Source organism: Fibrisoma limi BUZ 3 (assembly GCF_000296815.2).
Classification (GTDB): domain Bacteria; phylum Bacteroidota; class Bacteroidia; order Cytophagales; family Spirosomataceae; genus Fibrisoma; species Fibrisoma limi.
The window spans coordinates 998,614-1,023,782 of record NZ_CAIT01000006.1 but is presented as its reverse complement, the minus strand read 5'-3'; the positions used below and the strand labels follow the sequence as shown (position 1 = coordinate 1,023,782).

25 protein-coding genes are annotated in these 25,169 nt (G+C 53.2%); 3 read left to right on the top strand and 22 right to left on the bottom strand.

Features of this window, described 5'->3' with window-relative positions; all coding sequences use genetic code 11:
• Window positions 1-10 precede the first annotated feature (10 nt).
• The 15 genes from BN8_RS12215 to BN8_RS12145 all read right to left on the bottom strand — a co-directional run bounded on the left by BN8_RS12215 (window position 11) and on the right by BN8_RS12145 (window position 14,689).
• A complete protein-coding gene (locus BN8_RS12215; RefSeq protein ID WP_009282180.1) occupies window positions 11-283 on the bottom strand; it encodes a hypothetical protein in 273 nt (90 codons plus the stop codon).
• A 17-nt stretch (window positions 284-300) separates the two neighbouring features.
• On the bottom strand, window positions 301-1,263 hold the full coding sequence (locus tag BN8_RS12210) for an ATP-grasp domain-containing protein (protein WP_009282179.1): 963 nt from the start codon (window positions 1,261-1,263) through the stop codon (window positions 301-303).
• The gene (locus BN8_RS12205; RefSeq protein WP_009282178.1) at window positions 1,208-1,978 is read right to left on the bottom strand and encodes a hypothetical protein; all 771 of its coding nucleotides are present in this window, start codon (window positions 1,976-1,978) and stop codon (window positions 1,208-1,210) included. Before BN8_RS12205 ends, BN8_RS12210 begins: the two co-directional genes overlap by 56 nt.
• A 57-nt stretch (window positions 1,979-2,035) precedes the next feature.
• Window positions 2,036-3,823 carry a S8 family peptidase gene (locus BN8_RS12200; protein ID WP_009282177.1) on the bottom strand — a complete coding sequence of 596 codons (1,788 nt, stop codon included), beginning with the start codon at window positions 3,821-3,823 and terminating at the stop codon, window positions 2,036-2,038.
• 315 nt (window positions 3,824-4,138) lie between these two features.
• Window positions 4,139-5,137: an alpha/beta hydrolase gene (locus BN8_RS31695; RefSeq protein WP_009282176.1), complete on the bottom strand. Its 999-nt coding sequence runs from the start codon at window positions 5,135-5,137 to the stop codon at window positions 4,139-4,141.
• Window positions 5,138-5,207: 70 nt separating this feature from the next.
• Window positions 5,208-6,050 carry a helix-turn-helix domain-containing protein gene (locus tag BN8_RS12190; RefSeq protein WP_009282175.1) on the bottom strand — a complete coding sequence of 281 codons (843 nt, stop codon included), beginning with the start codon at window positions 6,048-6,050 and terminating at the stop codon, window positions 5,208-5,210.
• A 96-nt stretch (window positions 6,051-6,146) separates the two neighbouring features.
• Window positions 6,147-6,545 (bottom strand): ribosomal maturation YjgA family protein, encoded by a 399-nt coding sequence (locus tag BN8_RS12185; RefSeq protein ID WP_009282174.1) that lies wholly within the window; start codon window positions 6,543-6,545, stop codon window positions 6,147-6,149.
• A gap of 64 nt (window positions 6,546-6,609) precedes the next feature.
• Window positions 6,610-7,701, bottom strand: coding sequence for a glycoside hydrolase family 43 protein (locus BN8_RS12180; protein WP_009282173.1), 1,092 nt, complete (start codon window positions 7,699-7,701; stop codon window positions 6,610-6,612).
• Window positions 7,702-7,863: 162 nt separating this feature from the next.
• Window positions 7,864-8,601 (bottom strand): SDR family oxidoreductase, encoded by a 738-nt coding sequence (locus BN8_RS12175; RefSeq protein WP_009282172.1) that lies wholly within the window; start codon window positions 8,599-8,601, stop codon window positions 7,864-7,866.
• Window positions 8,602-8,679: 78 nt separating this feature from the next.
• Window positions 8,680-9,237 carry a Crp/Fnr family transcriptional regulator gene (locus BN8_RS12170; protein WP_009282171.1) on the bottom strand — a complete coding sequence of 186 codons (558 nt, stop codon included), beginning with the start codon at window positions 9,235-9,237 and terminating at the stop codon, window positions 8,680-8,682.
• A 153-nt stretch (window positions 9,238-9,390) separates the two neighbouring features.
• Window positions 9,391-12,024: a phosphoenolpyruvate synthase gene (gene ppsA, locus BN8_RS12165; protein ID WP_009282170.1), complete on the bottom strand. Its 2,634-nt coding sequence runs from the start codon at window positions 12,022-12,024 to the stop codon at window positions 9,391-9,393.
• A gap of 8 nt (window positions 12,025-12,032) precedes the next feature.
• Window positions 12,033-12,488: a MarR family winged helix-turn-helix transcriptional regulator gene (locus BN8_RS12160; protein ID WP_009282169.1), complete on the bottom strand. Its 456-nt coding sequence runs from the start codon at window positions 12,486-12,488 to the stop codon at window positions 12,033-12,035.
• A 229-nt stretch (window positions 12,489-12,717) separates the two neighbouring features.
• Window positions 12,718-13,065 (bottom strand): nuclear transport factor 2 family protein, encoded by a 348-nt coding sequence (locus BN8_RS12155; protein ID WP_009282168.1) that lies wholly within the window; start codon window positions 13,063-13,065, stop codon window positions 12,718-12,720.
• A 155-nt stretch (window positions 13,066-13,220) separates the two neighbouring features.
• Window positions 13,221-14,078, bottom strand: coding sequence for a DUF5694 domain-containing protein (locus tag BN8_RS12150; RefSeq protein ID WP_040005766.1), 858 nt, complete (start codon window positions 14,076-14,078; stop codon window positions 13,221-13,223).
• 245 nt (window positions 14,079-14,323) lie between these two features.
• Window positions 14,324-14,689 (bottom strand): DUF2200 domain-containing protein, encoded by a 366-nt coding sequence (locus BN8_RS12145; RefSeq protein WP_009282166.1) that lies wholly within the window; start codon window positions 14,687-14,689, stop codon window positions 14,324-14,326.
• A 425-nt stretch (window positions 14,690-15,114) separates the two neighbouring features.
• Here BN8_RS12145 and BN8_RS12140 point away from each other — a divergent pair, with 425 nt between their 5' ends.
• Window positions 15,115-16,161: an LLM class flavin-dependent oxidoreductase gene (locus tag BN8_RS12140; protein WP_040005765.1), complete on the top strand. Its 1,047-nt coding sequence runs from the start codon at window positions 15,115-15,117 to the stop codon at window positions 16,159-16,161.
• A 44-nt stretch (window positions 16,162-16,205) separates the two neighbouring features.
• On the opposite strand, the gene BN8_RS12135 is transcribed toward BN8_RS12140, so the two are convergent.
• Window positions 16,206-17,126, bottom strand: a complete 921-nt coding sequence (locus tag BN8_RS12135; protein WP_009282164.1) for an NmrA family NAD(P)-binding protein — start codon at window positions 17,124-17,126, stop codon at window positions 16,206-16,208.
• 27 nt (window positions 17,127-17,153) lie between these two features.
• Window positions 17,154-17,315 (bottom strand): hypothetical protein, encoded by a 162-nt coding sequence (locus BN8_RS33265; RefSeq protein ID WP_009282163.1) that lies wholly within the window; start codon window positions 17,313-17,315, stop codon window positions 17,154-17,156.
• Window positions 17,316-17,350: 35 nt separating this feature from the next.
• On the opposite strand from BN8_RS33265, the gene BN8_RS12130 reads away from it, so the two are divergent.
• Window positions 17,351-19,765, top strand: a complete 2,415-nt coding sequence (locus BN8_RS12130) for an outer membrane beta-barrel protein (protein WP_009282162.1) — start codon at window positions 17,351-17,353, stop codon at window positions 19,763-19,765.
• Window positions 19,766-19,783: 18 nt separating this feature from the next.
• Here BN8_RS12130 and BN8_RS12125 read toward each other — a convergent pair whose 3' ends face one another.
• The 4 genes from BN8_RS12125 to BN8_RS12110 are packed head-to-tail and all read right to left on the bottom strand — an operon-like array spanning window position 19,784 to window position 22,453.
• Window positions 19,784-20,458, bottom strand: coding sequence for a putative outer membrane beta-barrel protein (locus tag BN8_RS12125; RefSeq protein WP_009282161.1), 675 nt, complete (start codon window positions 20,456-20,458; stop codon window positions 19,784-19,786).
• A gap of 54 nt (window positions 20,459-20,512) precedes the next feature.
• The gene (locus tag BN8_RS12120; RefSeq protein WP_009282160.1) at window positions 20,513-21,280 is read right to left on the bottom strand and encodes an endonuclease III domain-containing protein; all 768 of its coding nucleotides are present in this window, start codon (window positions 21,278-21,280) and stop codon (window positions 20,513-20,515) included.
• Between the two features lie 55 nt (window positions 21,281-21,335).
• The gene (locus tag BN8_RS12115; RefSeq protein WP_009282159.1) at window positions 21,336-21,749 is read right to left on the bottom strand and encodes a rhodanese-like domain-containing protein; all 414 of its coding nucleotides are present in this window, start codon (window positions 21,747-21,749) and stop codon (window positions 21,336-21,338) included.
• Window positions 21,746-22,453 carry an SIR2 family NAD-dependent protein deacylase gene (locus BN8_RS12110; protein WP_009282158.1) on the bottom strand — a complete coding sequence of 236 codons (708 nt, stop codon included), beginning with the start codon at window positions 22,451-22,453 and terminating at the stop codon, window positions 21,746-21,748. The genes BN8_RS12115 and BN8_RS12110 overlap by 4 nt, the downstream gene beginning before the upstream one ends.
• Window positions 22,454-22,694: 241 nt before the next feature.
• Here BN8_RS12110 and BN8_RS12105 point away from each other — a divergent pair, with 241 nt between their 5' ends.
• Entirely contained in the window at window positions 22,695-24,518 is a 1,824-nt protein-coding gene (locus tag BN8_RS12105; RefSeq protein ID WP_009282157.1) for an AMP-dependent synthetase/ligase, read from the top strand.
• A 99-nt stretch (window positions 24,519-24,617) separates the two neighbouring features.
• On the opposite strand, the gene BN8_RS12100 is transcribed toward BN8_RS12105, so the two are convergent.
• Window positions 24,618-25,163, bottom strand: coding sequence for a hypothetical protein (locus BN8_RS12100; RefSeq protein ID WP_040005764.1), 546 nt, complete (start codon window positions 25,161-25,163; stop codon window positions 24,618-24,620).
• Between the last annotated feature and the right edge of the window lie 6 nt (window positions 25,164-25,169).

Here is a 25,169-nt window from a genome sequence, read left to right as displayed (position 1 = left end):
GCATCCGCTCCTACGACAGCTTACTCATCAGTTCGTTTATGATGGGAGCGTACTTTGCCGGGAAAAATTGCGGTTTAAAAGCAATGTCCTCGTTCTTAACGTGAAGCGAATAGGTTTCCGGGGCGACGTAGATAGTGGCAAATTCCCCGAAATCCGGTGATCCATGCGCTTTGAGGTCGTCGAGGAGTTCGTTCAGTTCCGGCTGGCTCAGATCGACCGTCGTTTCGGAGCGGAGCGTTTGGCCGCCTTCTTTTTTTGTCAGGGTCAGCGTTGTTTGTGCCATGATTATAGTCGATTAACTTATAGTTGCCAGATACGTCGATAGTACTGGTCGTGGCCGCTCAGGTACTCCGCGAGCCGGGCCGCAATCGGCTGATCGGTATGCGACTCGTAGTAAGAATAAGCTGGACACGGGTTAACCTCAAAACAATAAACGGCACCATCTGGCTGTATCCGCAGATCAATTCCCGAAAAATCAAGGCCGAGCGCCTGCGACAGAGCAACGCAGTTGGCCGCTACGTCAGGGTCGAGGTCGTATGGCGTCAGAGTGGCAGCTTCGCCCGTTTGCTGAATAGCGTAGCGGTAGTCGGTAGCGTGGGCCGTAATCCGGGTTGCAATGGCCAGCTCCCCAATGACGTGTACCCGAACATCAAACCCTTCGACCTGCTCCTGAAACTGCACCGGACAATGGCGAATCAGGGCCAGCTTTTCGGCATCGGCAACCGGGTCCCACTGCTGAACGATGGACCGAACCCCACTGATCGATTTATAGATCACGCGGTTGTTGTACTGCCGACAAAAATCCTGGGCCAAATCCGGCTCGTTCGTAATCAGCGTATTGGGTATCCGAAACCCATGTTGCCGGATAAACTGTGCCTGGTAGGGCTTGGAATTATTGGACGTCATCGCCGACATCCGATTCACGACCCGGCTGCCCGACCATTCTGTCCAGAGTGTCAGGTGCTGGATCAGCCGGCGGGCGTGGGTGCGAAGCGGATCGGCCGGAGCCAGGTGCTGAAATTCGGGCAGTACTTCATCATCAACAAGCCGCAGGTAAACGCCCGTCAGCCCGGATAGCGGATACGTCTGACCCTGGTACGTCAGGGTTCCGTCCAGATTCCCGACCGCATCAATGGTGAGGTGCAGGTCCGTTTGGGCAAACTGGCGCTGGCTGACCATGACGTAAGGTTCGCCGAGCTGGTCGAGTTCATCCAGCAACCGCCGGATGGGCGGCTCGCTGGGTATGCCCCAGATTAATATCATGGCTTGTCAGGGTAAGGAGGTGTTGAACAAGTGCGTCGCCGTAGTGGGGGAGGGAGGCAAAGACCGTAGCGCCCACGAACTCAAAACCACCGGCGTATTCGCCGGAGCGTTGGTTAAAGTGCAATTCCAGCAGGTTGGTGCCGCTCACCTGAGCAAGCCGACAGCAGGCGTCAGCGTCGATGCCGGGGGGGCGGGCACCCAGTAGTTCACCCGCCAGGACAAGCAACCGGGCGTCGGGCGGATTGATGACCAACGTTTCCGGCGGGGGCCAGTTCGGAGCAATCGGCAGCCCTACCCGCAGGGCCAGCAACTGCCACTCAGCGGAGGACAGATGACGACCACCCAGCGAAACAGGCGATGGTGGGTTAAAGAGCCGGTCCGGACCAACCGAATGAAGCAGGCTTAGAAACAGCGCGTTAAGTTCCTGCCCAACGTACTGGTACTGCTTCTCACTGACCGATTTCCAGACGATCGGATCGAGGTGATACAGGCGGTTAATCACCACCGAAATCTCGTCGTTCCGGATACAACGTCCGTTTTGCAGTCGGATCAGAAACGTATCGTCGTCGCCCAGGAGCGTTTGCCGGATGCTTTGGGCATAGATCAGTTCGTCGGCGGTGGCGATCAGCAGGGGTTGCTCGGGAGCGGCCTGATGCAGCCGTTCGTAGAGCCAGGCCGCTTCCACGTCGTGCGGATGGCAGAGAATCAGAATCATACAGGAAGGTAGTTAAGCCGGAAACCGAATCCGGTCTCCGGCCGTGACCAAACCGGCTCAGCGGGGCGAGTTGTCGTAGTTCATCTTATTCATCATCGCATCATTGGCCTCTTTTGTCAGTTGCTCGGCCGTACCCTGGCCCGATGGCAGATCGCCTTCGTTCGCCAGCGCCCCCTGGCTCAGATCAGGACGCATATCGGTGCTGATGAACGTATCGAGGGCCTGGATGTACGCTTCGAGCTGGGCCAGCCGACTCTCCAGACTGTTTCCCGCCGACTCGACCGTTTGCCCGGGCTGAATGGGGTTGCGGATGGGCTCCGGAATCGGGATGGGTAGCTCCGGCACCCGCTTGGTCACGTCGCGGAGGTCCTTCAGGCGTTTGCCCTCCAGAATTTCCAGCTTCTGCTCCTTGATTTCAATTTTTTCCTGCTTCTGTTCCTTGATCTCGTTCTTCTCAATCTTGATTTCCTTAATCTCGGATTTCTCGATTTTTTCAACTTTCTCAATTTTAGCTTCCTTGATCAGCAGTTTGGTGAGTCGGTCGTAAGCGCGTTTGCCCTGCACGATCCCTGCGCCGGAATGTTGATCCCAACCCGCCGGACCGATGTTTTTTGCCGTAGCGATGAGCGCGTCCTTGATGCTGTTGTGTGTCGCCGACGGTTTACCCTGCTTCATCAGAGCGCACACACCCGCCACGATGGGGGTTGCGGCCGACGTACCGCTGTCCGAGTTAAAATAGCCGGTGAAGTGCGTAATGCCGCAGAAATCCGGTTTATGCGGGTCCAGCGAAGCCGGGCCCTGGCTGCTGTAGCCGACAAACTGCTCGTCTTTGTTAACGGCTCCGACGGTCATCACACGCGGGTGCCCGTTGGCTCCCCAGATGCTTTGTCCCGGTCCGCTCGTTGCGCAGCGTCCGTCCGGGCAGGTATCCCCGCAGTTACCGGCCGCAAACAGTACGATGATGCCTTCGTCGATAGCCTCGACAACTTTGCGCGTGAAGGGGTGGTTTGGGTTGCTGGCGTAGTCGGGAGCCGAAGCCGTATTGAAAATTCCCCAGCTATTCGTCAGGATGTGGGGCGTACCGTTGGTTCGGTGCTGGTCGATGGCCCACTGAAACGCCTGAAGGGCATTGGAGATTACGCCCGTCGTGGAGCTGGCATCGGCAATCCGGAGGTCGTAGAGTCGGCAGTTAGGGGCCATGCCCAGTACGTCGGTGCCGCACATATTGCCGTGATAACCCCAGCCACTTCCCCGCGTTCCCCAACTGGCAACGGGCCACCCACCGATAACGTTGTTGATCGTACGGGCGGGGGCTTCGCCGGGCGCGAGCGAGCGTCCGGTGGCCGTAATGCCCCCATCAACTACGCCCACTACGATACCTTCGCCCCGTTTGCCCGCACTCCAGATCTGATTCACACCCAGGTAATTGGCAACGTCGGTGATGGTGCCATGCGGGGTGTTAGGCGAACAGTCGCAGGGGGGAATCGGGCAGGCGATGGGTTCAATAACAGCGTCTGTCCAGATTTCGACCACATCCGGATTGGCTTTAGCGGCTTCCCGCTGTTCATCGGTCAGGGTAGCCCTGACAATCACGTGCTGGTTGTCTTCATTGGCCGCCAGCATTGCCATCCGCTGCGTATTGGAAGGCTTGACCGGAACCGGGCTGAACGATGGGTCGATGGTAAAACCCTGGACGGAAGCCACCGTAGTAGCCCGGACCGTAGCGGCCAGCAGCGGTTCGGCCTGGGGCACTCTGATTTCCAGTAGATAGCTCTCACCAGCCGGTGAATCGGCTGCCGCTGCGGCTTGGTCTTCCTTGGGCGCCGGCTTGTTTTGCTTTTTCATAAAAGTTTGGTGTTAAGGGGTTTACGAACAATTACGCTCAGGCTGTTGCCCGACAAAAAGTCGTAATGTTATTGGCGAATGGTAACAGAGTTTGAGCGAACGGTCGTGTCGCAGCGGAGATTTGAGGAAACGGCAGAAGGTTGACGTTGTATAATGTCCTGATAGTCAATTATATGAACGCATGTTGAGAGCGGGAGGATGATGGGTAGCCGACGATCCTAAAGGCAAAAAACTGAACGATGCAGTGTAAGGCGGGAAACTTGGTCGGTAAGGAAGAATAGCAGACTTTCGGTTGCGTTACCGTACTGGCTTTGGTTACTTTTTCTTTTTGACAACTATCGTGTTCATAGCGTTCAACACCAGCGTATCCACCTCGTTTAGCTGTTCCGCGTCGGGCGGGAGACCCAACAGGCAGTGAATCTGCCCGGGAAAGCATGTGTACTGTACGGGCACCCCGGCTTTACGTAGCCGTTCGGCATAGGCATGACCTTCGTCGCGAAGCGGATCGAATTCAGCCGTGATGATGAGCGCGGGTGGTAAGCCCGCTACGTTCTCACTGTGTAAGGGCGCAATCTCAGGGTTAGTCGTCGCGGCATCAGGCGCATACATCTGGATGTAATACTGGCAAAATGCTTTTGTCAGAAAGTAGCCCGACGCGTATTGCTGATAGGAAGGATGTTGCGCAGCATTTCGGGGATCGTCGGTCGACGGACAGTTCAGAATCTGCAATTTGATCGCTTTGGCGATTCCCTCTTTTTTAGCTTTCTGGCAAACGACGGCCGCTAAATTCCCTCCCGCACTTAATCCCAGTACAGCGATGCGGCTGGTATCACCCCCGTATCGGTGGCCGTTGGCCACTACCCACCTGAAGGCATTATAGGCGTCATTGACGGCGGCCGGAAACGGATGCTCCGGCGCTACCCGGTAGTCAACGGCGAACACGATGGCGTTGTAGGTTTTGGCCTGTCGCCAGAACTCGTACTCCATAAACGGGAGAATAGGGGTTACAAAACCGCCCGGGTGGTAGCCGATAATGATGGGCAGGCCTGTCGCGTGGGCGGGGTTGTAGATCTGTATGGGAATACGATCCGCCGTGATCGACTGGTACTGAACATCCGATTTCGGGAAAGCCGGTGTTTTGATTTTTACATCCCTGATCTGCTCCACCGATGCGGTCTGCGAGGAGGGAAGATCAGTCAGTACGTCGCGTAACGCTGCGGCTACTCGTGGGTCGAGTCGGCCCGTCTGACAAGGTTGCGCTGTGGCAACCAGGCTGGTAACGCTGAAAAGAATTACTCCGACAACAAGTTTCATGGTGCTCCAAGGTTGATGAACAAAGTTGAAGCGATTCCTTTTGTCGGAGGTGGTAAAAAAGCGACAATAGTCAGGCGTAGGACGAATCGCTCAGGCCAAAGAGCCGTTCGGGCGCGTTGTTGTCCTCGGCTGCATACGTGGTTGGGGTGACTCCTGCAAAGCGCTGAAAATCCTTAACCAGGTGCTGGTAGTCATGATATCCACAGGCAAGCGCAATGCTTAACCAATCGTTTTGGGGTCGGTTGTACTTACTGCGATACGCGTTGTGCAGTCGGGCAATGCGCGAAAAAAGCTTAGGGTTTACGCCCATTCGTTCGTTGAACTTCCGCTCGAACTGGCGCGGGCATAAACAGGCATCCGCAGCAAGCTGACGTATCAAAGGGCTCTCAGGACGTTCGATGATCAGCCTGGCGATCGTGTCGATAGGGTGGCTGTCTCGTTTTAAGGTTCGTACCAGTTGGTGTAAAAACGTTTCGACGATCGTAATCATCTCCGGATAGTTGTCGGTACTGTTCAGTCGTTCGTTGACCAACCGCATCTCTTTCGAAAAGATGGCTTCGGCATCGACAAAGGTATTCGTCAGTTCATAGTATGGAATGCCGGTAATCCGGTACAGCACGCCCGGGTAAAATTCAACCAGAAACACGATGAACTCCGAGCCGCTCAGATGGCGATTGGTGCGCTCAACGTATTGCCCCATCAGCATGGAACGCGGCCTTTCGATTCGTCTGTGACTACCAATGTGTTCGACAAGTTCGCGGCCTCGGGGGTAAAAGGCGAGCGTCTGTTCAGGACGCGGAGCGTATGGTTTGAACGGAATGCTTGCCATATCGGCAAATACAAAGTGCCGGAGGTGGTAGCGTTTGACGTATGGCTGCAAAGCCGGGCCGGGCAAAAAATCCTGACAAATCATCGGTTTAGCTGGATTGCGGTACGTTCTGGCAAAAAACCTGTAAGTCGGGTAGCCGATGCTGTGGTCAATCAATCCTATCAACGTACTAATTGCTATTTACGTTGGCTTGGGTATGGTTCCGGGAGCATCTTTTGGCCAAAGCGTTTCCAGAAGGAGTACGGTCGCTATGCCGAGCGTATAGGCCAGCAAGTCCCACCACTCGAATCCGTAGCCGATGACAGTTCTGGCCAGTGTGTTGTCCGACAGCCCCAGCCGATCAACGATATGAATGAATTGCAGTACCTCCAGAGCGTATGAAAACAGCAGTACGCCAATGGCTACCGGCAGCGGAGGGGCCTTGATAACCGTTTTTACCGCGCAGTACAATAGCATCACAACCAGGTAGTCGCCCCCGTACGGCCTCACAAACCTGTCGCGGACAAACAGGGCGATAAGTACCTCAACGATGAAGAGGGTCAGCGCAAACAGGAAGAACTTACGGTTAAATGTCAGCATTGGGTCCGTGGGGAAAGCCCGCGTTCAGGTATGAGAGCTGCACAAGCTTCGGAAAAGGCAAATGTCATTTGGTCGAGTTGTTACCGGGATACGTTTTAAGCAATGTCTTCGCTTCGTCAGGCGAAATTTGAGAAACACAACCGTGCCGGGCTTCCGATGGAAAGCTGACGTTCTCTTCAACCGTCCAATGAAGCAGATCCGGCGAATAAGAAACGCCAAAGCGGTTCGTCATGCAATAATCATAGAACAATAACCAGCCCGGTTTGAGAGGGTCTTTCGCTACAGATGGGCCCTCGGTAATGACCGGAACAATCTGCCCGCTGTTCAGATGGCCTTCAACAAGGCTGTAAGGTCCTTCCGGGCGCCGGGACGTAGCTACCCGAATGGCCCTGCGTTCGCCGGTTTTGGCCCCAAATTCTTCTTCCTTATGGAAAAGGTAATAGGTGCCGTTGTGTTCCTGCAAGGTTCCGTCAATCACGGAATAGGAAGGAGCGAAAAGCACTTTTGCCGGGGAAAATGTTTTCCAGTCGCGTGTTTTGGCGTACCAGAGCCGACTTTCTTTCCAGCCGGCATCTTTAAATGATGACGACCAGAGTAAAATGTACTCCTGTGTGGCCTCATCGTAGAACCATTCGGGTGCCCAGATATTGCCGGCTAAAGCGCCTGACTCATCCCGTACATCTTTCATGAGGGGTAAAGGACCTTCGACCTGCCAGTGAATCAGATCTCTGGACGTTACGTAAAGGCAGCTTGGCCCTACCTTCGCCCGGTCGAGCCCTTTTCCGCCCCCGGTTGACAGGATACGCCAGAGTCCATCAGGTCCCCGACGAACGTAAGGATCGCGGATGTGATGATCCCAGACCGGGTTGTTGTCGTTCAAGGGTGTCCAATGGCGGCCGTCGGTAGATAAGGCGATGTGCAGTTTATTAATCAGCATGGGGTCGGGCAAGGGTACCTCAACCGTGTTTCCCTTCGCGTCAATCTCAATACGGGTAGGGTACCGCTGGCGAAAATAAGTCAGCATCCAGACCGGTTTATCGTTGTCGATTCTGAGCGGCTCGTGTGCACGTGCATCGGCAGATGATGATTCGTTTTTAGACTGTGCCAGCGCTGCCGAGCAGGCAAGAAACAAACCAAAAAATAACGTGAATTTCATAGTGATCCCGTACGATTAAACGTAGCTGATGCTGTTCAATTCGGTTGTTGAGTATGACTTGCGATACGTGTACGCCCGATAGTAGCGTAAATGTAAAAAAAGGACTGACGTAGAATGAACCACGTCAGTCCTCATTGTCGTACTACCGGCTCAGACGATGTTTTACCAGGGAATTTCTTCTGTTTCCGGATTGTATTCCTCGCTGAAATATTTTCCGGTTGGGCCATCGCTGTCTATGGTGGCGTATTTTACAATACGTGCCCCAGCTTCGGCAACCGTACCCGTTCCGCGGTGATTGTTAAAATCGGTTGCGATGTAGCCTGGGTCGACTGCATTGACTTTAAAGGGGGTGTCACGCAGTTCGTAAGCCAGGTTAATGGTGTACATATTCAGTGCCGATTTGGAAGGCAGGTAAACCGCCCCCTTATGGTGGTAATACGGCCAGGTTGGGTCGCTGTGCAGGGTAAGCGAGCCCGCGCTCGAGCTTACATTCACGATACGGGGGGCGGGCGATTGTTTGAGTAAATCGATAAATGCCTGCGTTACCCGTACCACGCCAAACAGGTTGGTCTCAAATACGTTCAGGAACGTGTCGATAGGCGCACCGGTTGCTGTTTGTGGTAAACCGCCACTGATGCCGGCGTTGTTGATGAGCACATCCAGTACGTCGGTTTTCTTACCAATCTCGGCACGGGCGGCTTCTACCGATGCTGCATTAGTCACATCGATTTGTACGGCTTCCACGTTGCTCAAACCTTCGGCGTTTAACTTTTCTACGGCTTCGCGGCCATTCTCAAGATTGCGACTGCCCAGATAAACGTAATAACCTTTCTGCAAAAGCTGCCGTGCCGTTTCAAAGCCAATACTTTTGTTGGCTCCTGTGATCAATACTGATTTCATGTCCGTTGTTGTTTAAAGTAACGGCACAAAGTTGGAGCAACGGGAACGGAACGCATTTGCCAAATGGCAAAAAGCGCATCAGCGGATATTTTTTCTGATTCGGCTCAATGAAGACTGGGTAATTCCGAGATAGGAAGCAATGTACGACAGCGGAATCCGGTTGGCCAGGTTAGGATATTTCTCCATAAATTCCAGATACCTCGTCGTTGCATCCTGCGAAACCAACGGGCTGACGCGTTCCAGTTTCTGAACAAGCGCTTTGGCAATAACTTTCTGAATGATGTGCTCCCAGCCTACAATGGTGTTGGAAATTTCCTCCCAATCCCGCATGGAAAATACGATAAACCGGCAATCGGTAACGGCCTGAATGTACTCCGACGAAGGCAGGTTTCTTGCATCCAGCAGCAGATGATTCTCCTCAATAAAAATCTTGGTGATGTCCTGACCTTTGTTGTTGTAATAACAAACCCGAACAACGCCTTCGGTAAGAAAGCCAACCTGCTTTAACACGTTGCCCGCTTCGGAAAAATAGGCTTCTTTAGGGAGTTCCAGGTCCTTCGCTTTTCGGGAAACCAGGTCAATTTGCTGCTGGTTCAATTGACCAAACTGCAAAACGTAGTCAACAAATGCGTTCATAATCGCAAGTTAACCAGTGTTGTCTGCCGTTGATTTGTCATTTGGTAAAAAGTGATGACAGTTGACCAACGCCGTTTTCTGACCGGCTGCCAACTGTCATAGTAATTTCACCTCGTACCCAGGCTTGCCGGGGCGAAGACGGCGGCTTTCCGATCACAGGATTTCGACATAACCATCTGTGCCATGCACGCGGATGCGTTGCCCGTCTTTGATCAGCGTGGTTGCGTTGTCTACGCCCACAACGGCCGGCAGACCATATTCCCGGGCAATAACGGCTCCGTGGGTCATCAGACCGCCTACTTCAGTAACCAGGCCTTTTACAGCAACAAATAAGGGCGTCCAGCTCGGATCGGTAAACGTAGTAACCAGGATATCACCCTCCTCCAGATCAGCCTCTTCCATTCGTACGATGACCCGTGCCCGGCCCTCAACGACTCCGGATGAAACGGCCAGGCCGACAAGCGCATCCGCTGGAAGATTTTCCCGCTTGTACGCTCCCGTGATGATTTCACCATCCGACGTAATGACCCGTGGGGGTGTTAGCTTTTCGTATAATTTGTAGGCTTCTTTCCGTTCGCTGATAATTCCATAATCCAGTGTATGCGTGCGCACGACCTCCCGCAGTTCGTCAAACGTGAGGTAGTACATATCGTCGATTGACTGAAGAACGTTTGCTTGCAGGAGGTTTTCGGCTTCCTTCATCAGAGCCTGCTTATAGACGTAGTAACGACTAACGATGCTGTATTTTGGGTACTCGCGGTAACCAGCGAAATGCCGGATCAGGCTGATCATTCGCTTTGTTTCTTCGGCTTTCTGTTCACCATCCGGTAGTTGCCTCACGAGCTCTATCAATTCCTGTTCTTTATGTAGTGCCTCCTGTAGCCCCTGCTCAAATCTTCGTTTGCTTTCACCCGGTTCAAAGTTTTTAATGTTGCTAAGAATCAGAGGAACGAGTATTGCCGGGTTCTCGCTCCAACGGGTTCTCGTTATGTCGATTTCTCCGGCACATCGCATGCCGTATTTGTCCAGAAAATCGTAGATGGCGTCCCGGGTTTCTGGTCCGCCTTCCAACTGCATCAGTTCATCCAGAAAGTGACCCTCTTTTACCCCTTTTAAATACTGGATTACGTCTGGATACGGGCGAATCACATCGGCCACATCCAGTAGTGCCAGGCCCATTTCTGAGGTGATATTGTTAGGCACGGATTGAGAAAGCGTGTCGGCTACGTTTTTTTCGCCCAGCCACTCCTGCATCGTTGAGTTAAGCCATGAGGACGCATTCATGCCCGTCATGATCAGCGCAAAATGCTGTGGGTCAGAAATATGCTGCTTTATCCGCCCCAGATCTTCCAAAATAAAATCAAACAGACCCGGTCCGGACTGCGCCTGAATGGTTTGTTTTAACTCGTCTATCGCTGTTTGACTACGGCGGATGAGATCAGGAACGATGGTCGACGGGTCGATGGCCGGATCGTATTCGATTACGGCAGCATAGTTCGGCATACGTTTATGGCTTTTACCCGTCGGCTGGTCTTGGGTATCATCGGGTAGCGATTTTATAAAATCCCCCCGCTCAAGTACCGTGGTGAGTGCGTCTTTCACGAGCAGATCGGCTTTTCCGAGGACATCGACTATCGTTTTTCGGTTGGCGGGCGAAGCCAGCATAGGCGTAGCATCAACAAACGGTCGTCCACCGGCCGCACGCATGGAGGCAATGTTCATGATCATGAAAAAAGACAACCCCAACGGTTTCATCGGATCAGTCATCATTTGCTGATGACCGACCGAGATGTACACATGGTTTTCCTGGTCATCCGCTTCCGGAATGGGATATAACGTGGTGATGGGCCGGCTCTGGACAATATAAAATGTATCGTCAGCCAAACACCATTCAATGTCCTGGGGGCTGCCGAAGTGGGCTTCTATCTGTCTGCCTATGTGCGCGAGCTGTACAATCTGTTCATCCGTCAGCGCCTGGCTGGTCTGCTGCTCCGGGCAGATGGCCTGTTCATACGTACCGCCATTGTGTGACGCATAGATGGCGATCTTTTTGGCGGCTATATGCTTCCCGATGATCTGGCCGTTACGAACTTTGTAATTATCCGCATTGACCAGGCCGCTGACCAGAGCCTCGCCCAGCCCGAAACCGGCGTCGATGGAGACTACCTTCCGGTTGCCTGTAACGGGATCGGCCGTAAACATAATCCCAGACACCTGGGGGAAGATCATCTTTTGAACAACCACAGCCAGATGGACGCTTTGATGAGCGAAGCTATGCTGAAGACGGTAGGTTACGGCCCGCTCGGTGAAGAGCGATGCCCAGCACCGGCTGATGTGCTGCAGGATGGCCTCCGTTCCAACAACGTTCAGGTACGTATCCTGCTGTCCGGCAAAGGAGGCTGTCGGCAGGTCTTCGGCCGTAGCACTGGACCGTACGGCATAGGTTGCCTTTTCGCCAAGTTCAGCGAGCTGGCGGGTAATCGCTTCCTGAATGTCGGCCGGGATGGCTGCTGATTCGATTACCCGACGGATTTCACCGCTCAGCTCACCAATTTTAGGCCGGTCCTCCGTTGTCAGTAGCGATAGTTCATTAAGTAATTCGTCGATCGACGGCGTTGCCTCTATGACTCGTTTGTAGGCTTCTGTCGAAATACAAAAGCCGTCCGGTACGCAGATGCCCTCAATCCGGGTCAGTTCTCCAAGGTTTGCGCCTTTGCCCCCGGCAAGCTTCAACGATGTACGGCTAATGTCCTGGAAGCTAAGTAGGTAAGGGCTCGTAGGTTGCATTGTCACGGCTATTTGGCGTTGAGTGTGCTGGACGTTTCTTTCATTATCTCGATTGCCTTCAGAAAGTAGGTTTCAATGGTTTGAATTTCTTCGTCTGAAAATGAAGCGAACAGTTGCGCTGACTTATTCCGAAAATCTTTGTAGAGCGGTTCCAGAAGGGCCATTATGGCTGAGGTGTCTGGCTCAATGATAACTTTCCGACGGTCGTCTTCCGCGAACCGTCTCTTTACCAGGTTTTTCTTCTCAAATCGATCGATCAAACCGGTAACGGCGCCTGTCGTTAAGCCGGTTAAGCTGGAAAGCTCACCGGCTGTCAGTCGGCCTTTTTCCAGGAAGAAACCCAGGTACTTATGATCCGTCCCTGATAGTCCTGCTGTTCGGGCAACGGTCTCGTGCATCTGAATGGAGGTGTAGGCGAACTGCTGACTTAGCTTCCTCACTCGGTTTAATTCGTCTGCTCTCATTTATCTTTGTTGCTAAGATATTTAGTGACAAAGATAAATGAGAGCCGTAATGACTCCAAGTAAATGCGGTAAAAAGTAGTACGGCGATTTGTCGGAAGATTGAGTGAAGGATGAACCGGTGTTGTTGGAATGGAATTTTTGGATTGGCTTCGTTCGTAGATACCGGTACTCCGAATAAACAATGGTTAGGTCAGCTTACAATTGCTGCTTTCTAAAACTCTAATCTTGGCTAGGCTTTGATGACGAAAGCTTTTAACGCGGCCATTTTACCATCGCGGAACTGCCATACATCGCAGTATTGATAGTCGGCTATTTGTCCGTTTTCGTCCTCCAGGCTGATTATGCCAAGGGCGGTAACGAAATCGCCCTCAGCAATTAAGTTGTCAACCATGAATGTTGGCGGCTCTACATACGTCGTTTCCATCCACTGCCGAACCGCTTCCTTCCCATGCAGGGTTCTATCGCCCACAAATACCCATTCGGTATCGTCCGTACAATGTACTAGAAACCCCTCATTATCGCCCGCAGAAATAGCCGCGTTAGCCTTTATCAGTGTTTCTTTATTCGTTTCGCTCATGTGCCTATTCCTTATTTGATGGTCGACGTACTCAGTCCGGATAAAAGTACTGATAATGAAAACGAAAAAGTTCTACCCATTTGATTCGCTGAAACGGCTGCCTGATAGCGAATAGAAGCCAATATGCTTATTCGCCATCCTGCCGTAACAGGGAGTTACTTCTGCAAGAATTTATTTGTGTCCACTAAATTATATTCATCATCATCACGAAAAATGCTTTTTAGCGAACCGATATGCGCAGCGCCAATAATCAATAAAACTCGTTTAGCCTTTGTTCGCATTTGAGAGGTAACAATGTTGGAATATATTTTGTAGTCTCTGTTTTTAAAAATCGACGTGAGTTCTGCTCCAATATAGGTAGGGTTAATAAATGCGGTGTCAACCATTGCATCCGGGTTTTTGAATGTCCCGTTTGTTACTCGTGACGGCGTCAAATATCGTAATCGATAAACCTTATTGTAGGTGGCAGGTTGATTTATAAAAAATAAATAGTCCTTCAAGGATAACTTGTTTTCCTGGAGCGCTTTCATCTTTTCCATCACCATTGCTCTTACAGCGCGGCCCTCGTCTTTGTACAGGTTTATGTTTTCACCGTTATCCAAAATGCTCTGGGAAGTTCCACCGGGGGCATTCACGCAATATATTTTGGGTAACCTCAATTGCTTGGCCATGCGAAACGCTAATTGATAGACTTCGCTTCTGCCATCTTCTAAATCCTCGAGTTTTATTTTGTCTGATACGTAGAGTGCATATAAACTGTCAATTTTCTGCTGGTTTTCAGGCAAGACTTCAACCAGTATCAGGTCAGGGTTGTAAGGTATAACTGAAGCTATAAACTCTTTAATTTCTTTTTGGCGCTGAGGACGTAAAACATCCGTATTCGGATTATTGCTATTGTAGATTTGAGCCAAGTGATCCGAACCCAATATCATGATATCCGTTTTTTGACTTTGCGCTGAGCAGGTAAAAACGAAAGAAAACAGCACTATAAAAAAGGTAAACGTAACGTTCATTCTAATTTTTAAAGTTTGAAAAGACTGATTAGACACAACATTAAAGCATTTACGATGTTGACGTTATTTGAAAATCGTATGCCGCAACTGTTGCTGATTAAAGCTGCAAACAAATGTGTTGAGAACGGCAGGCTTACTTTATTTGTGAGCTAAAAATGAAGTTGATTAGCGAACAATAAGTTGATTATGGATTTGTCTCTCCGCCGGAATGGCAAACCGCCTGTTGTGGACATCGTTAACTCATTTTAGGCAGTTCGTAAAATCGTTTCCATCTTCCGTCCTTTTGCCAGTTCATCGACCAGTTTGTCCAGATATCTTACTTGTTGTGTCAGTGGATTAGTGATTTCTTCAACTCTGTAACCACAAATTGTGCCTCTTATGAGATGGGCATTTCTATTCAATTCAGCACCCTGAAAAAATTGTTTAAAAGTTACCTTCTCTTCAAGTAGCTTCTGAATGGCTTCCTCGTTGTATCCAGTCAGCCACTCAACGAGTTGATGTAATTCCTCTTTTGTTCTGCCTTTCTTCTCAACCTTTGTTACATAATGTGGATATACTGATGCAAAAGTCATCCGTGCAATTCGTTCATCGTGCTGGTTCGTGCTGTTCATATTCTGCCTATTTTTATAATCACCCCGGTTTCGTCAAATTGTTCGCTAGTAAGTGGCACTAGTAACTTTATAAACTGTCTGGTTGATCACCCAATAACCCCGTAGCGCCAGGGGTATAGGCTCTTCTGGCGTCAAAGATTGGGAATTTTATCTATAAATCGACTTGCACAATCCAACAGTGTTTCCAGATGTGGTTGCCGGTGAGTCGGTCAAATGTGGACGCTCGGTTGGCATACCACGCCAAAGCAACAGCCGTAGTTACGTAAGATTCTGCTGTGGAGAAGGATGCCTGCGAAACACTTTGCAGATATAGGCTGCTGGATTGCAGAACGGAAAATGGATCACCGTGCCCATTTATGCAACGTTTTGCCCTTGTTATCGTGTTATGGCAGAAAGATGTAGCTACATTAAATACAGATCTACTCATGGAACTTGGCATCACAACATTTGTCGAAAATACGCCTGATCCCATTACGGGCAAACTATTGAGTCCGCACCAGCGGATGATGAACCTTCTGGAAGAAGTTGAACTGGCCGACCAGGTCGGGCTGGATGTGTTCGCTATCGGTGAGCACCACCGTCCCGATTTTATCGTGTCATCCCCGGCCGTTGTGCTGGCGGCAGCAGCGGTTAAAACCAAACAGATCCGCCTGTCGAGCGCCGTTACGGTGCTCAGTTCCGACGATCCGGTGCGGGTCTTTCAGGACTTCGCCCATGTCGATCTGCTGTCGGGAGGACGGGCCGAAATCATCGCTGGTCGGGGTTCGTTCATCGAATCGTTTCCGCTGTTCGGCAACAACCTGAATGATTACAACGAGCTGTTTGCTGAAAAGCTGGACCTGCTGGTGAAACTGAACAAAAGCGAGAAGGTCACCTGGAAGGGGCACTTTCGACCGTCGATTGACAACCGGGGCGTATACCCGCGACCGTATCAGCCTGAACTGCCCATCTGGGTAGGGGTGGGGGGAACACCCGAATCCGTCGTACGGGCCGCGAACTACGGCTTGCCGATGGCGCTGGCCATTATTGGCGGGATGCCGGATCGGTTCGTGCCGTTCACCAAACTGTACAAAGATACCTACGCCAAAGCTGGCCACGACCCTGCGAAGTTCCAACTGGGCATTAACTCCCACGGCTACATTGCAGATGATTCGCAGCGGGCGGCCGACGAGTTTTACGGGCCGTATGCCTACGTGATGAGTCAGATCGGACGGGAGCGGGGCTGGGCACCCATGAACCGCGCCCAGTACGAATTCATGCGCTCGGCCGAAGGGTCGCTGCTGGTGGGTAGTCCACAGCAGGTGATCGACAAAATCCTGTGGGAGCATGAATTATTCGGCAACACCCGCTTCCTGCTCCATATCAGCGTCGGTACGCTGCCGCACGCCAACGTGATGCGGGCCATCGAACTGCTGGGTACCGTCGTGGCCCCGGCCGTGAAGAAAGCCGTTGAGAGCAGCGTCAGCGCGTAATCAACCCCAGGAAACAAACCATACGAAACGCCCGACTCTAGCAATTAGGTCGGGCGTTTGGCTAATACGTCGCGCACCGATGTCCACCGGATGCCGGGGTAGCGATCGTTGTCGAGCGTCTGGAATTTTGGTTGCCCGCTCAGCATATTGTGCAGGTATTGCATCCCCTGCCAGGGCGGAAACACTTCGTTGGGTTGTGGGGACAAGGTCTTGGTCACATTGATCATCGTATTGAGAACGCCCAGTCCACCGGCCCGCAGCAGACCGAACGATTGCCCAGTAGCATCACTGGCTGATTGCTGAAGGCCCCGGATTGTGCTGACTTCGCCGGCTACCCGCAGGAACCGGGGTGTAGCATCATCGAGGGCAACGGCCGCAGTGTAGGAAGCCGTATTATCGATGGTCGTAAAATCCATCGGCTGGTCAGCATCACCCCAATAAAGCACTCGTTTCAGACCGAACAAAACGACGGGAGCCTGACCAGTCAGCAGGTCGGTAAACATGCCGTTGAGGACGGACGTAGCTGCGATGGAGGCTTTATCGAGCCGTTCGGCGAAGTCCCGGCGAAAGTCGAGGTTTCGGTTGCTGCCTTTGGGCAGTCGGGCAAAATCAATGCAGTAGTCGGACGGAATGAACCGGGGTACGCCGGCGTTCACGGCGGCCTGGAGGAGCCGTGTCTGCGTATCCACAATCACCTCCCGTAAGCCCGACAGGGCCGATACCACGCAGGAGCCGCCCGAACAGGCCCTGATCAACTCCGCGTCGCTGGTGTAATCAACCTCAAAAATGGTGGCTCCCTGTTTTTGTAGCGATGAACGTGCCATTTCGGAACTGCCTTTCCGGATCAGTGCTCTGACGTCGGCCCCCTGCCCGAGCAGGTAGTGAGCAATGGACTGCCCCAATTCGCCGGTTGCCCCGGCCAGAATGATGGTACTAACTTTTGTTCGTTGGTTTGCTGACTGCATGAAGTGCGAGTAAAGACGCTGTCTTACTTAACTCTGCCCGATCCGTATAGTTTTCCGTTGGGCATAGTCGATGAGTCGTCCAGGTTGCCGACGAACGGTCATATACGCCGACGAATGGCAACGGCTTCCGTTCGGCGATGGTTTTGTCGGTTCACCGATTGCCGATGGGTTGACGGAGAGCAGGATCATAGCTTTGATCCATCAAATTTGTCAACGAAAAGGCTATGAAATCTTTACTCTCCATCAGCTTGCTATTCACCACCCACCTGCTCCTGGCCCAGACCGCTTCCATTCGGGGTTCGGTACAGGATGCACGGCGTCAGGCTGTTCCATTCGCTACAGTTATGCTGCTCAGTACTAACGACTCATCGCTTGTTAAAGCCCTGGTCAGCAGCGATTCCGGTACCTACACGTTCGCGGCTGTTCGGCCCGGTTCATACCGCATCAGCGTTACCGGCGTTGGCTATGTGCAGGGCTTCTCGGAACGGGTTGCCGTAACCGATGGCCAGACCCTAACCCTTCCTGCGCTGACGCTGGTGGATGTCAGCAATCAACTTAGTGAGGTAAAGGTCAGCGCCCGCAAGCCCCTGCTCGAAGTAACCCCCGACAAAACCGTACTGAACGTCGAGGCCAGCATCACAGCAGCCGGTAGTTCGGCCTTCGAACTGCTTCAGAAAGCGCCGGGCGTCATCGTCGATCCGGGCGATAACATCATGTTGCAGGGAAAAAACGGGGTACGTATCTACATCGACGGAAAACTGTCGCCCCTGACGCAGGCTGATCTGGCGGCTTACCTCCGCACGCTTCAGGCATCCGACATTGAAGCCATCGAGATCATCGCGCAGCCCTCGGCCCGCTACGATGCGTCGGGCAACGCGGGCATTATCAACATCCGGCTGAAGAAAAACAGGAACTACGGTACCAACGGCAGTCTGACACTGGGGCTGGCGCAAGGTCGTTTCTACCCCAAACAGAACGGGTCGCTCTCGCTCAACCACCGTACCAAAGGTGTGAACCTGTTCGCCACTTACAGCAACCGCATCGCCCGCGACTGGTCATTCATCAGCCTGTACCGCGAGCAGTCGGGTCAATACTACGATCAGCGGTCAGAAACCACAACCGAGTCGGGCTCGCACAACGTGAAAGCCGGGGCTGACTTCTTCCTGAGCCGCAGAAGCACACTAGGCGTATTGGTGAATGGCAACCTCCGCAGTAGTGAGTCACTGACCGACGGCCAGACGCCCATTGGACTGCTGAACCGTCCGGCTACGTCGATTCTGATTGCCAACAACCGGAACACGAACCGGCGGGGTAACCTGAACGCCAACCTGAATTATCAGTACACCGATACGTCTGGCCGGACGCTGAACATCGACGCCGACTACGGTCGTTACAACGGATCGAACGACAGCTACCAGCCGAACCAGTACCGCGACCCCATCGAGCAGATTGTGCTGGAGGAGCGCAATTACCGCATGAAAACGCTGACCAACATTGACCTGTACACCCTGAAAGCCGACTACGAACAGAAGCTCTGGGGGGGCAAGGTGAATGCAGGTTTCAAGCTGTCGTCGGTAACCACGGGCAATACCTTCGACTTCTTCGACGTAGTGGACGGCCGTGATCAGCTCAATCAAGACCGTACCAACGATTTTCGGTACACTGAACGAATTAATGCGGCTTACGCGTCATTCAATCGGCAGGTAGGAAAACTTCGGATGCAGGCGGGTATGCGGCTAGAACAGACGTATTCGCAGGGCGTGCTGACCAGCGCCCTGTCCCAGGCGGATGGCAACGTAACGCGTCAATACGTCAACCTGTTTCCCAGCGCCGGACTCACCTACTCGGCCAACGCAAAAAACAGCTACGCCCTGACGTTCAGTCGCCGGATTGACCGCCCGAGCTATCAGGAGCTGAACCCGTTCGAATACAAGGCCGACGAACTGACGTACCAGAAAGGCAACGCGTTTCTGCGGCCACAATACACCAATACCGTACAGGTGTCGCATACGTATGCCTACAAGCTCACAACCTCGCTGAGTGTCAGCCGCACAACGGATTTTTTCACCAGCATCACGGACACCACCGAGCGTAACCGCAACTTCATCACGACCCGCAACCTGGCCCGTCAGGATGTGATCTCGCTGGGGGTAAGCTACCCCTTCAGCGTCACCAAATGGTGGAATGTGTACGCCAACCTGACGGCTTACCACTCCCGCAACCGCGCTGATTTTGGACAGGGTAAGGTCATTAACCTGAATGCGAACGTACTGAGTTTCTACAGCCAGCACACGATCTCGCTGCCACACAAGTGGAATGTCGAAGTGTCGGGCTACTACACCTCGCCGTCGATCTGGGGCGGTACGTTCCTGAACCGCCGGTACTGGGGTTCCAGCGTCGGGGTGTCGCACAAGGTGCTGAAAGACCGTGGCTCGCTGGTCGTGACCCTGACCGACCCCTTCAACAGCCAGCGGTGGCGGGGGATCAGCCAGTTCGGCGGGTTATACATGGATGCCAGCGGAGGCTATGAGAGTCGGCAGGTCCGGTTGAACTTTACCTACAGCTTCGGCAGCGATCAGGTCAAAGCCGCCCGCCGTCGGAACGCCGGTCTGGACGACGAAAGCAAACGGATTCAGTAGTTTATCAAAATGGTTAGGTTAGCGGAGGGTGTAGAGTACCTGAGCCTGTAAGCCTACATGGTAGTTCTGATACCTGCTGAAGGATTGTTGGGGTAGGATGTACGCAAAGGTAGGCTGAGCAATCACCGATAGCTGGTTGCTCAGCCGATACGCCAAACCGGCCGCCAGCATCGGATGAACACGTATGTTTTGATTAGAGAATTTGCCTTTTGCTCCGTTCTCAAAAATGGTTACGGAAGGGAGGGCTAGTAACCCACCCGCCGACACATAAGGGGATAGACGTTTGCCAGAGGTCTGATAGTTGATGGTAACCGGAATCTGGTAGTTCCGCTGGCGAGTGGCAATCACAGTAAAAGGTACATTAACAGGGATGGTGCTGATGGTTGGGACGTTATAGCCTGCACGATTTAGTATAATGCCCGTTGAAACGGAGAAACGGGTGGTCAGGTTATAACGGGCCTGCAAACCTACGGCGTAGCCCCATGCTTTCTGCTCTGCCCGAAAATCAACGGGTTGCACGGTAGCTGATTGTCCGATAATAACCGTCGGTACCAGTATGGTTTGTTCTGTTTTACTGTATTGGAACGTTGGCGAAGCGCTTAGCGAGAGAGAAAGTTTACCCTGCCCAACGACTGAATGACCGGAGAGCAGCCCCGCTACCCCGAACAGGAACGAGCGTGTAATCAGTTTCATAAAAGGTGAGGTGTTGATGGTGCATAATAACGAGTAGGTAAAATACGTAGTTGATTATTCTTTTGCGACCCTGCTATCCGATTTTAATGCGCTGCCTACCCGCTTGCTTTTGGGTACCGGCGTACTGCTCAGCATCATTGTGCCGCCCGATTGGTAGTAGTCGCACATGTCGCGCAGCACGCACTCGTGGCATTTGGGCGTGTACCAGGTGCAGATGCGCTGGCCGTGCCAGTAAAAGTGCTTGTGAAAGTTAAACAGATCCTTCGCATCCTGGGGCAGGTACGCCAGCAGCATGGCATAGGCCTTCTCCGCGCTGACTTTCGGGCCAATCAAGCCAACCCGCTGCGTTACCCGGTGCACGTGTGTGTCGACCGGCAGCACTGGTTTCCTGAAGTTGAACAGCAACAGCAACGTAGCGGTTTTCAGGCCGATGCCCGGCAGGTCGGTGAGCCACTTCATGGCGGCTTCCGTCGATAGATCGCGTAAAAAGTCGATGCTGACGTCGCCCCGTTCGCGGATGATGTGCGCCAGGACGTTCTGGATATAAGGAGCCTTTACTTCCGGGTAATTGGCCGTTTTGATGGCGTCGATCAGGTCGGGGAGGGGGGCATCGCGAACCTGCTCCCAGGTCGGGAAACGCTCCCGCATGGTCCGGTAGGCCGTCACCTCGTTGGCGTGGGTCGTCCGGTGCGACAGGATCGTACCGATCAGTTCGTGCATGGGGTCCGCCCGGCCGTAAATTTCCTGAACGCCGTACAATTGATTCAGCAGTGCATGAGCCTCGCGGGTTTTGGTGGCTAAGTCGGTGGCAGGTGATTGCATACGAAAACAGGGACGTTGAGCGCCCCTGTTTAACCCGGAATCCAGGAAAAAGTTGTCATTTTACCAGTGGCAGACCGGCCTGCTGCCAGGCTTTTACGCCCCCGTCGAGGTGCCGGACGTTCGTGAAACCCAGTTTCTGCAAAATCGGCAGCGACTGCGTACTCCGGCCACCCACGGCGCAGTGTACCAGATACGGCTTTGTCTTATCCAGTTTAGCCACCTGCTGCTGAAAAGTCGGGCTGTTGTAGTCGACATTGACGGCCCCCTTAATGTGCCCGGTCGAAAACTCCGCCGGTGTCCGGACGTCGAGCACCACCACGCCCGGCGACTCTTTCAGGAGCTGGGCAGCCTGTTGCGGATTGAGGTTTTTAGGGCCGTCCTGGCTGACGGATTGCATGGGAGCCGTAGCGGTCGAAGGCGTTTCGGGAGCATACAGCAGGGTAAGGGTCAGAAGTAGGAGCGTTTTCATACGGTTTGCGTCTCGGCAATGAGTTGATCAGCCAGTCGGGTAAGGCCGACGGTGGCCGGTTCGGGAATCATGGTCATGTTTTTTCGTTTCGCTACGTCCGGAATGTTCGGATCGACAATGTAAATCGGAATACCCGGCCGGACAGAATAGATCAGCCCCGCAGCCGGGTAGACAGCCAGCGACGTACCGACCACGATGAATACGTCGGCCTGCTCCGTGATGTCCATCGCGACATCCATCATCGGTACGGCTTCGCCAAACCAGACAATGTGGGGGCGTAGCTGCGAGCCTTTTTCACAGCAGTCGCCCATCCTGATTTCCCAGCCTTCTATGTCATAAACCAGATCCGGGTCCTGTGTGCTGCGCGATTTGAAGAGTTCGCCGTGCAGATGAACGACATTCGACGAGCCTGCTTTTTCGTGGAGGTTATCCACGTTCTGCGTAATGACCGTTACGTCGAAATACTCTTCCAGTTTCACCAGGGCCAGGTGGCCGGCGTTGGGCTGAACGCTCAGGGCCTGTTTCCGGCGCTGGTTGTAAAAATCTTGCACCAGTACCGGGTTTCGGTACCACGCTTCCGGGGTAGCTACGTCTTCAATCCGGTGATTTTCCCACAGACCGTCCGACGCCCGAAAGGTGGGAATGCCACTTTCGGCGCTGATGCCTGCACCAGACAGGACAATAATTTTTTTGCGTGTTTCCATCGACTACAAGTTACAAAAAGATCAAAATGGCTGCCTATAACGGATCTGACTGACAGCCGTCATTTGTTGGTTTCCGACTGTATGGCTGATCGTCATGGAACACGTTGCCCGAACGTATCCATGCGTAGGTGGCAACAAAATTACAGCTCCGACAGTCTCTGTAGTGTGAATGAGGTATTGGTGAAATTCACAGAAGGGACAACAGCAGCAGGCTGGCCCCAATGTTGAAACAATTGGATTCATGGACGAGCCAAAACGACTTTTCGATTGCCTGGCGTATCAGTTGGCGCACTTTCCGCTGGCTGATATGCTGGCGGCCAAGGAAACCGGGCAATGGAAAACATACAGCACACAGCAGGTTATTGACCGGGTTAATCAGGTCAGCATGGGTTTGCTGAACCTCGGCATTGACCACGGTGACGGTACGATCGAAGGGCGGCACAAAGTAGCCATTCTGAGCCGGAATCGTCCGGAATGGATGATGATTGATCTGGCCGTTCAGCAGGTGGGTGCGGTGTCGGTGCCGGTTTACCCAACCATCAATCCGGCCGAGTTGCAGTTTGTGCTGCAGGATGCGGCCGTCCGCGTCGTGTTCGTCGACGGTGCAGACCTGTACGCGAAGGTCGCGGCTCTGCAACCCAACCTGCCGGCTCTTCAGGCCATTTTTACCTTTGACCCGGTGGCCGGTGCCCGTTCGTGGACTACCCTGTTGACTGACCTGAGTCCGGAGGATGCGCAGCGGCTCGACGTACTTCGTGAGCGCGTGCAGCCGACCGATCTGGCCACGATCCTCTACACCTCCGGAACCACCGGAACACCCAAAGGGGTGATGCTGTCGCACCATAACCTGCTCAGCAATACGTTCGATAGCGCGCTGGTGATGAACGAAATTGGGGTTAGTGGCAAGCGGGCACTTAGTTTTCTGCCGTTGAACCACGCTTTCGAGCGCATGGCGACGTACTGCTACATCTATTGTGGCACGTCGATCTACTACGCCGAAAGTATGGATACGATCGCAGCTAACCTGCGGGAGGTTCAGCCGACGGTATTTACAACTGTACCGCGCCTGCTCGAAAAAGTGTACGAAGGCATTCTGGCAAAAGGTGCCGAACTGACCGGTATTAAAAAACGGCTGTTTGCCTGGTCTCTCCGGCTGGGGGAGGAGTACGACGTCAATAAGCCGTTCAGCCTCAGCTACCGGCTCCAACTGGCCCTGGCCGACCGGCTGGTTTTCAGCAAATGGCGGGAAGCGCTGGGCGGTCAGGTCAAGGCCATTATTACGGGGGCAGCGGCCTGTCAGGTACGATTGCTGAAAGTCTTCGGTGCGGCCGGAATCGTCGTGATGGAGGGCTACGGCCTTACTGAAGCCTCTCCGATTATCAGCGGCAACCGGTTCAGCGAGAAAAACCGGATGTTCGGTACGGTCGGGCCGCTGCTACAGCATGTCGAGGTGTCGTTTGCCGACGATGGCGAGATTCTGTGCAAAGGGCCAAACGTGATGATGGGCTACTACAAACGCCCGGACCTCACGGTAGAAACTATCACCGGCGACTGGCTGCATACGGGCGACATTGGTACGTTGGTCGACGGGAAGTTCCTGAAGATTACGGACCGTAAAAAAGAGCTGTTCAAAACCAGCGGTGGTAAGTACGTAGCACCCCAGCCCATCGAGAATAAGATGGTTGAAAGCCCGTGGATTGAGCAGATAATGGTCGTCGGCGAGGGACAGAAATTTGTCGGGGCGTTGATTGTGCCGGCCTTCCGGATGCTACAGGCGTGGTTCGCCGAGCAGCAGCAGGCGTATCCCGGCGACGCGGCTGCTGCCAACGACGAACGGGTAAAGCGGCTGATTGCGGAGGCCGTCGACCACTACAATCGGGAGTTTAACCACGTTGAGCAGATCAAGCGGTTTACCCTGCTCAACCGGGAATGGACCGTCGAAGCGGGTGAGCTAACGCCCACGCTCAAGCTAAAACGCAAGGTGATTCAGGCGCGGTATAGTGAGCAGATCGCCGGATTATACGCGGGCGTTGCAACCGGGCCAGGCTCTGGCCTTGCCCGTTGATTGTGGTATCGGCTGCTGACAGCCGACCCGTTAGGTTTCAGAAACCTAACGGGTCAGGTTCCGAACCTGACCGCACGACCAACCCTAGTTAGAGTAATACTACAACGATTTTCTAGGTTCAAAACGGCCGATGTATACAGACAGGTTTAGCCCTGCAAACGAACGTTTAGCATTGAGATTACCGAAGCCAGTTACGCCAAGGCCTACGCATCTCAACGTGGTATAAAACCGGATTTCGGCGGGTATGCCAATGGTGCCATACTTCACAAATTCGTAATGTTCCCCTGAACCCCACAGTGGGTCGGGCTCAGTGTACAGGTATTTACCCCGGTCGTTTCCCCAAACTCTACTCAAACCTGCTGCCAACCGAAACTTCCCCGTTCGCAGACCGTACAAAAGACCAATTTCGCTCACTTTAAGGCCGGGCTCGACAGCCTGCAGAATTTCGGCGTTTACAGAATAACGTGCTACCAGGACGGTAGGCCTGCTTTTAGGCTCATACCCCATGGCGATCATCAGACTTGGCAAGTGGCTTTTCCCGAGGCCACCACTCAACCAATACATATCGCGCGAAGCGGCTTGTCCGTGGGTTCGGGAGCCGAAGAATACAAGCAGAGGCAGCGATAGAAATAAAACTTTGATCATGTACTT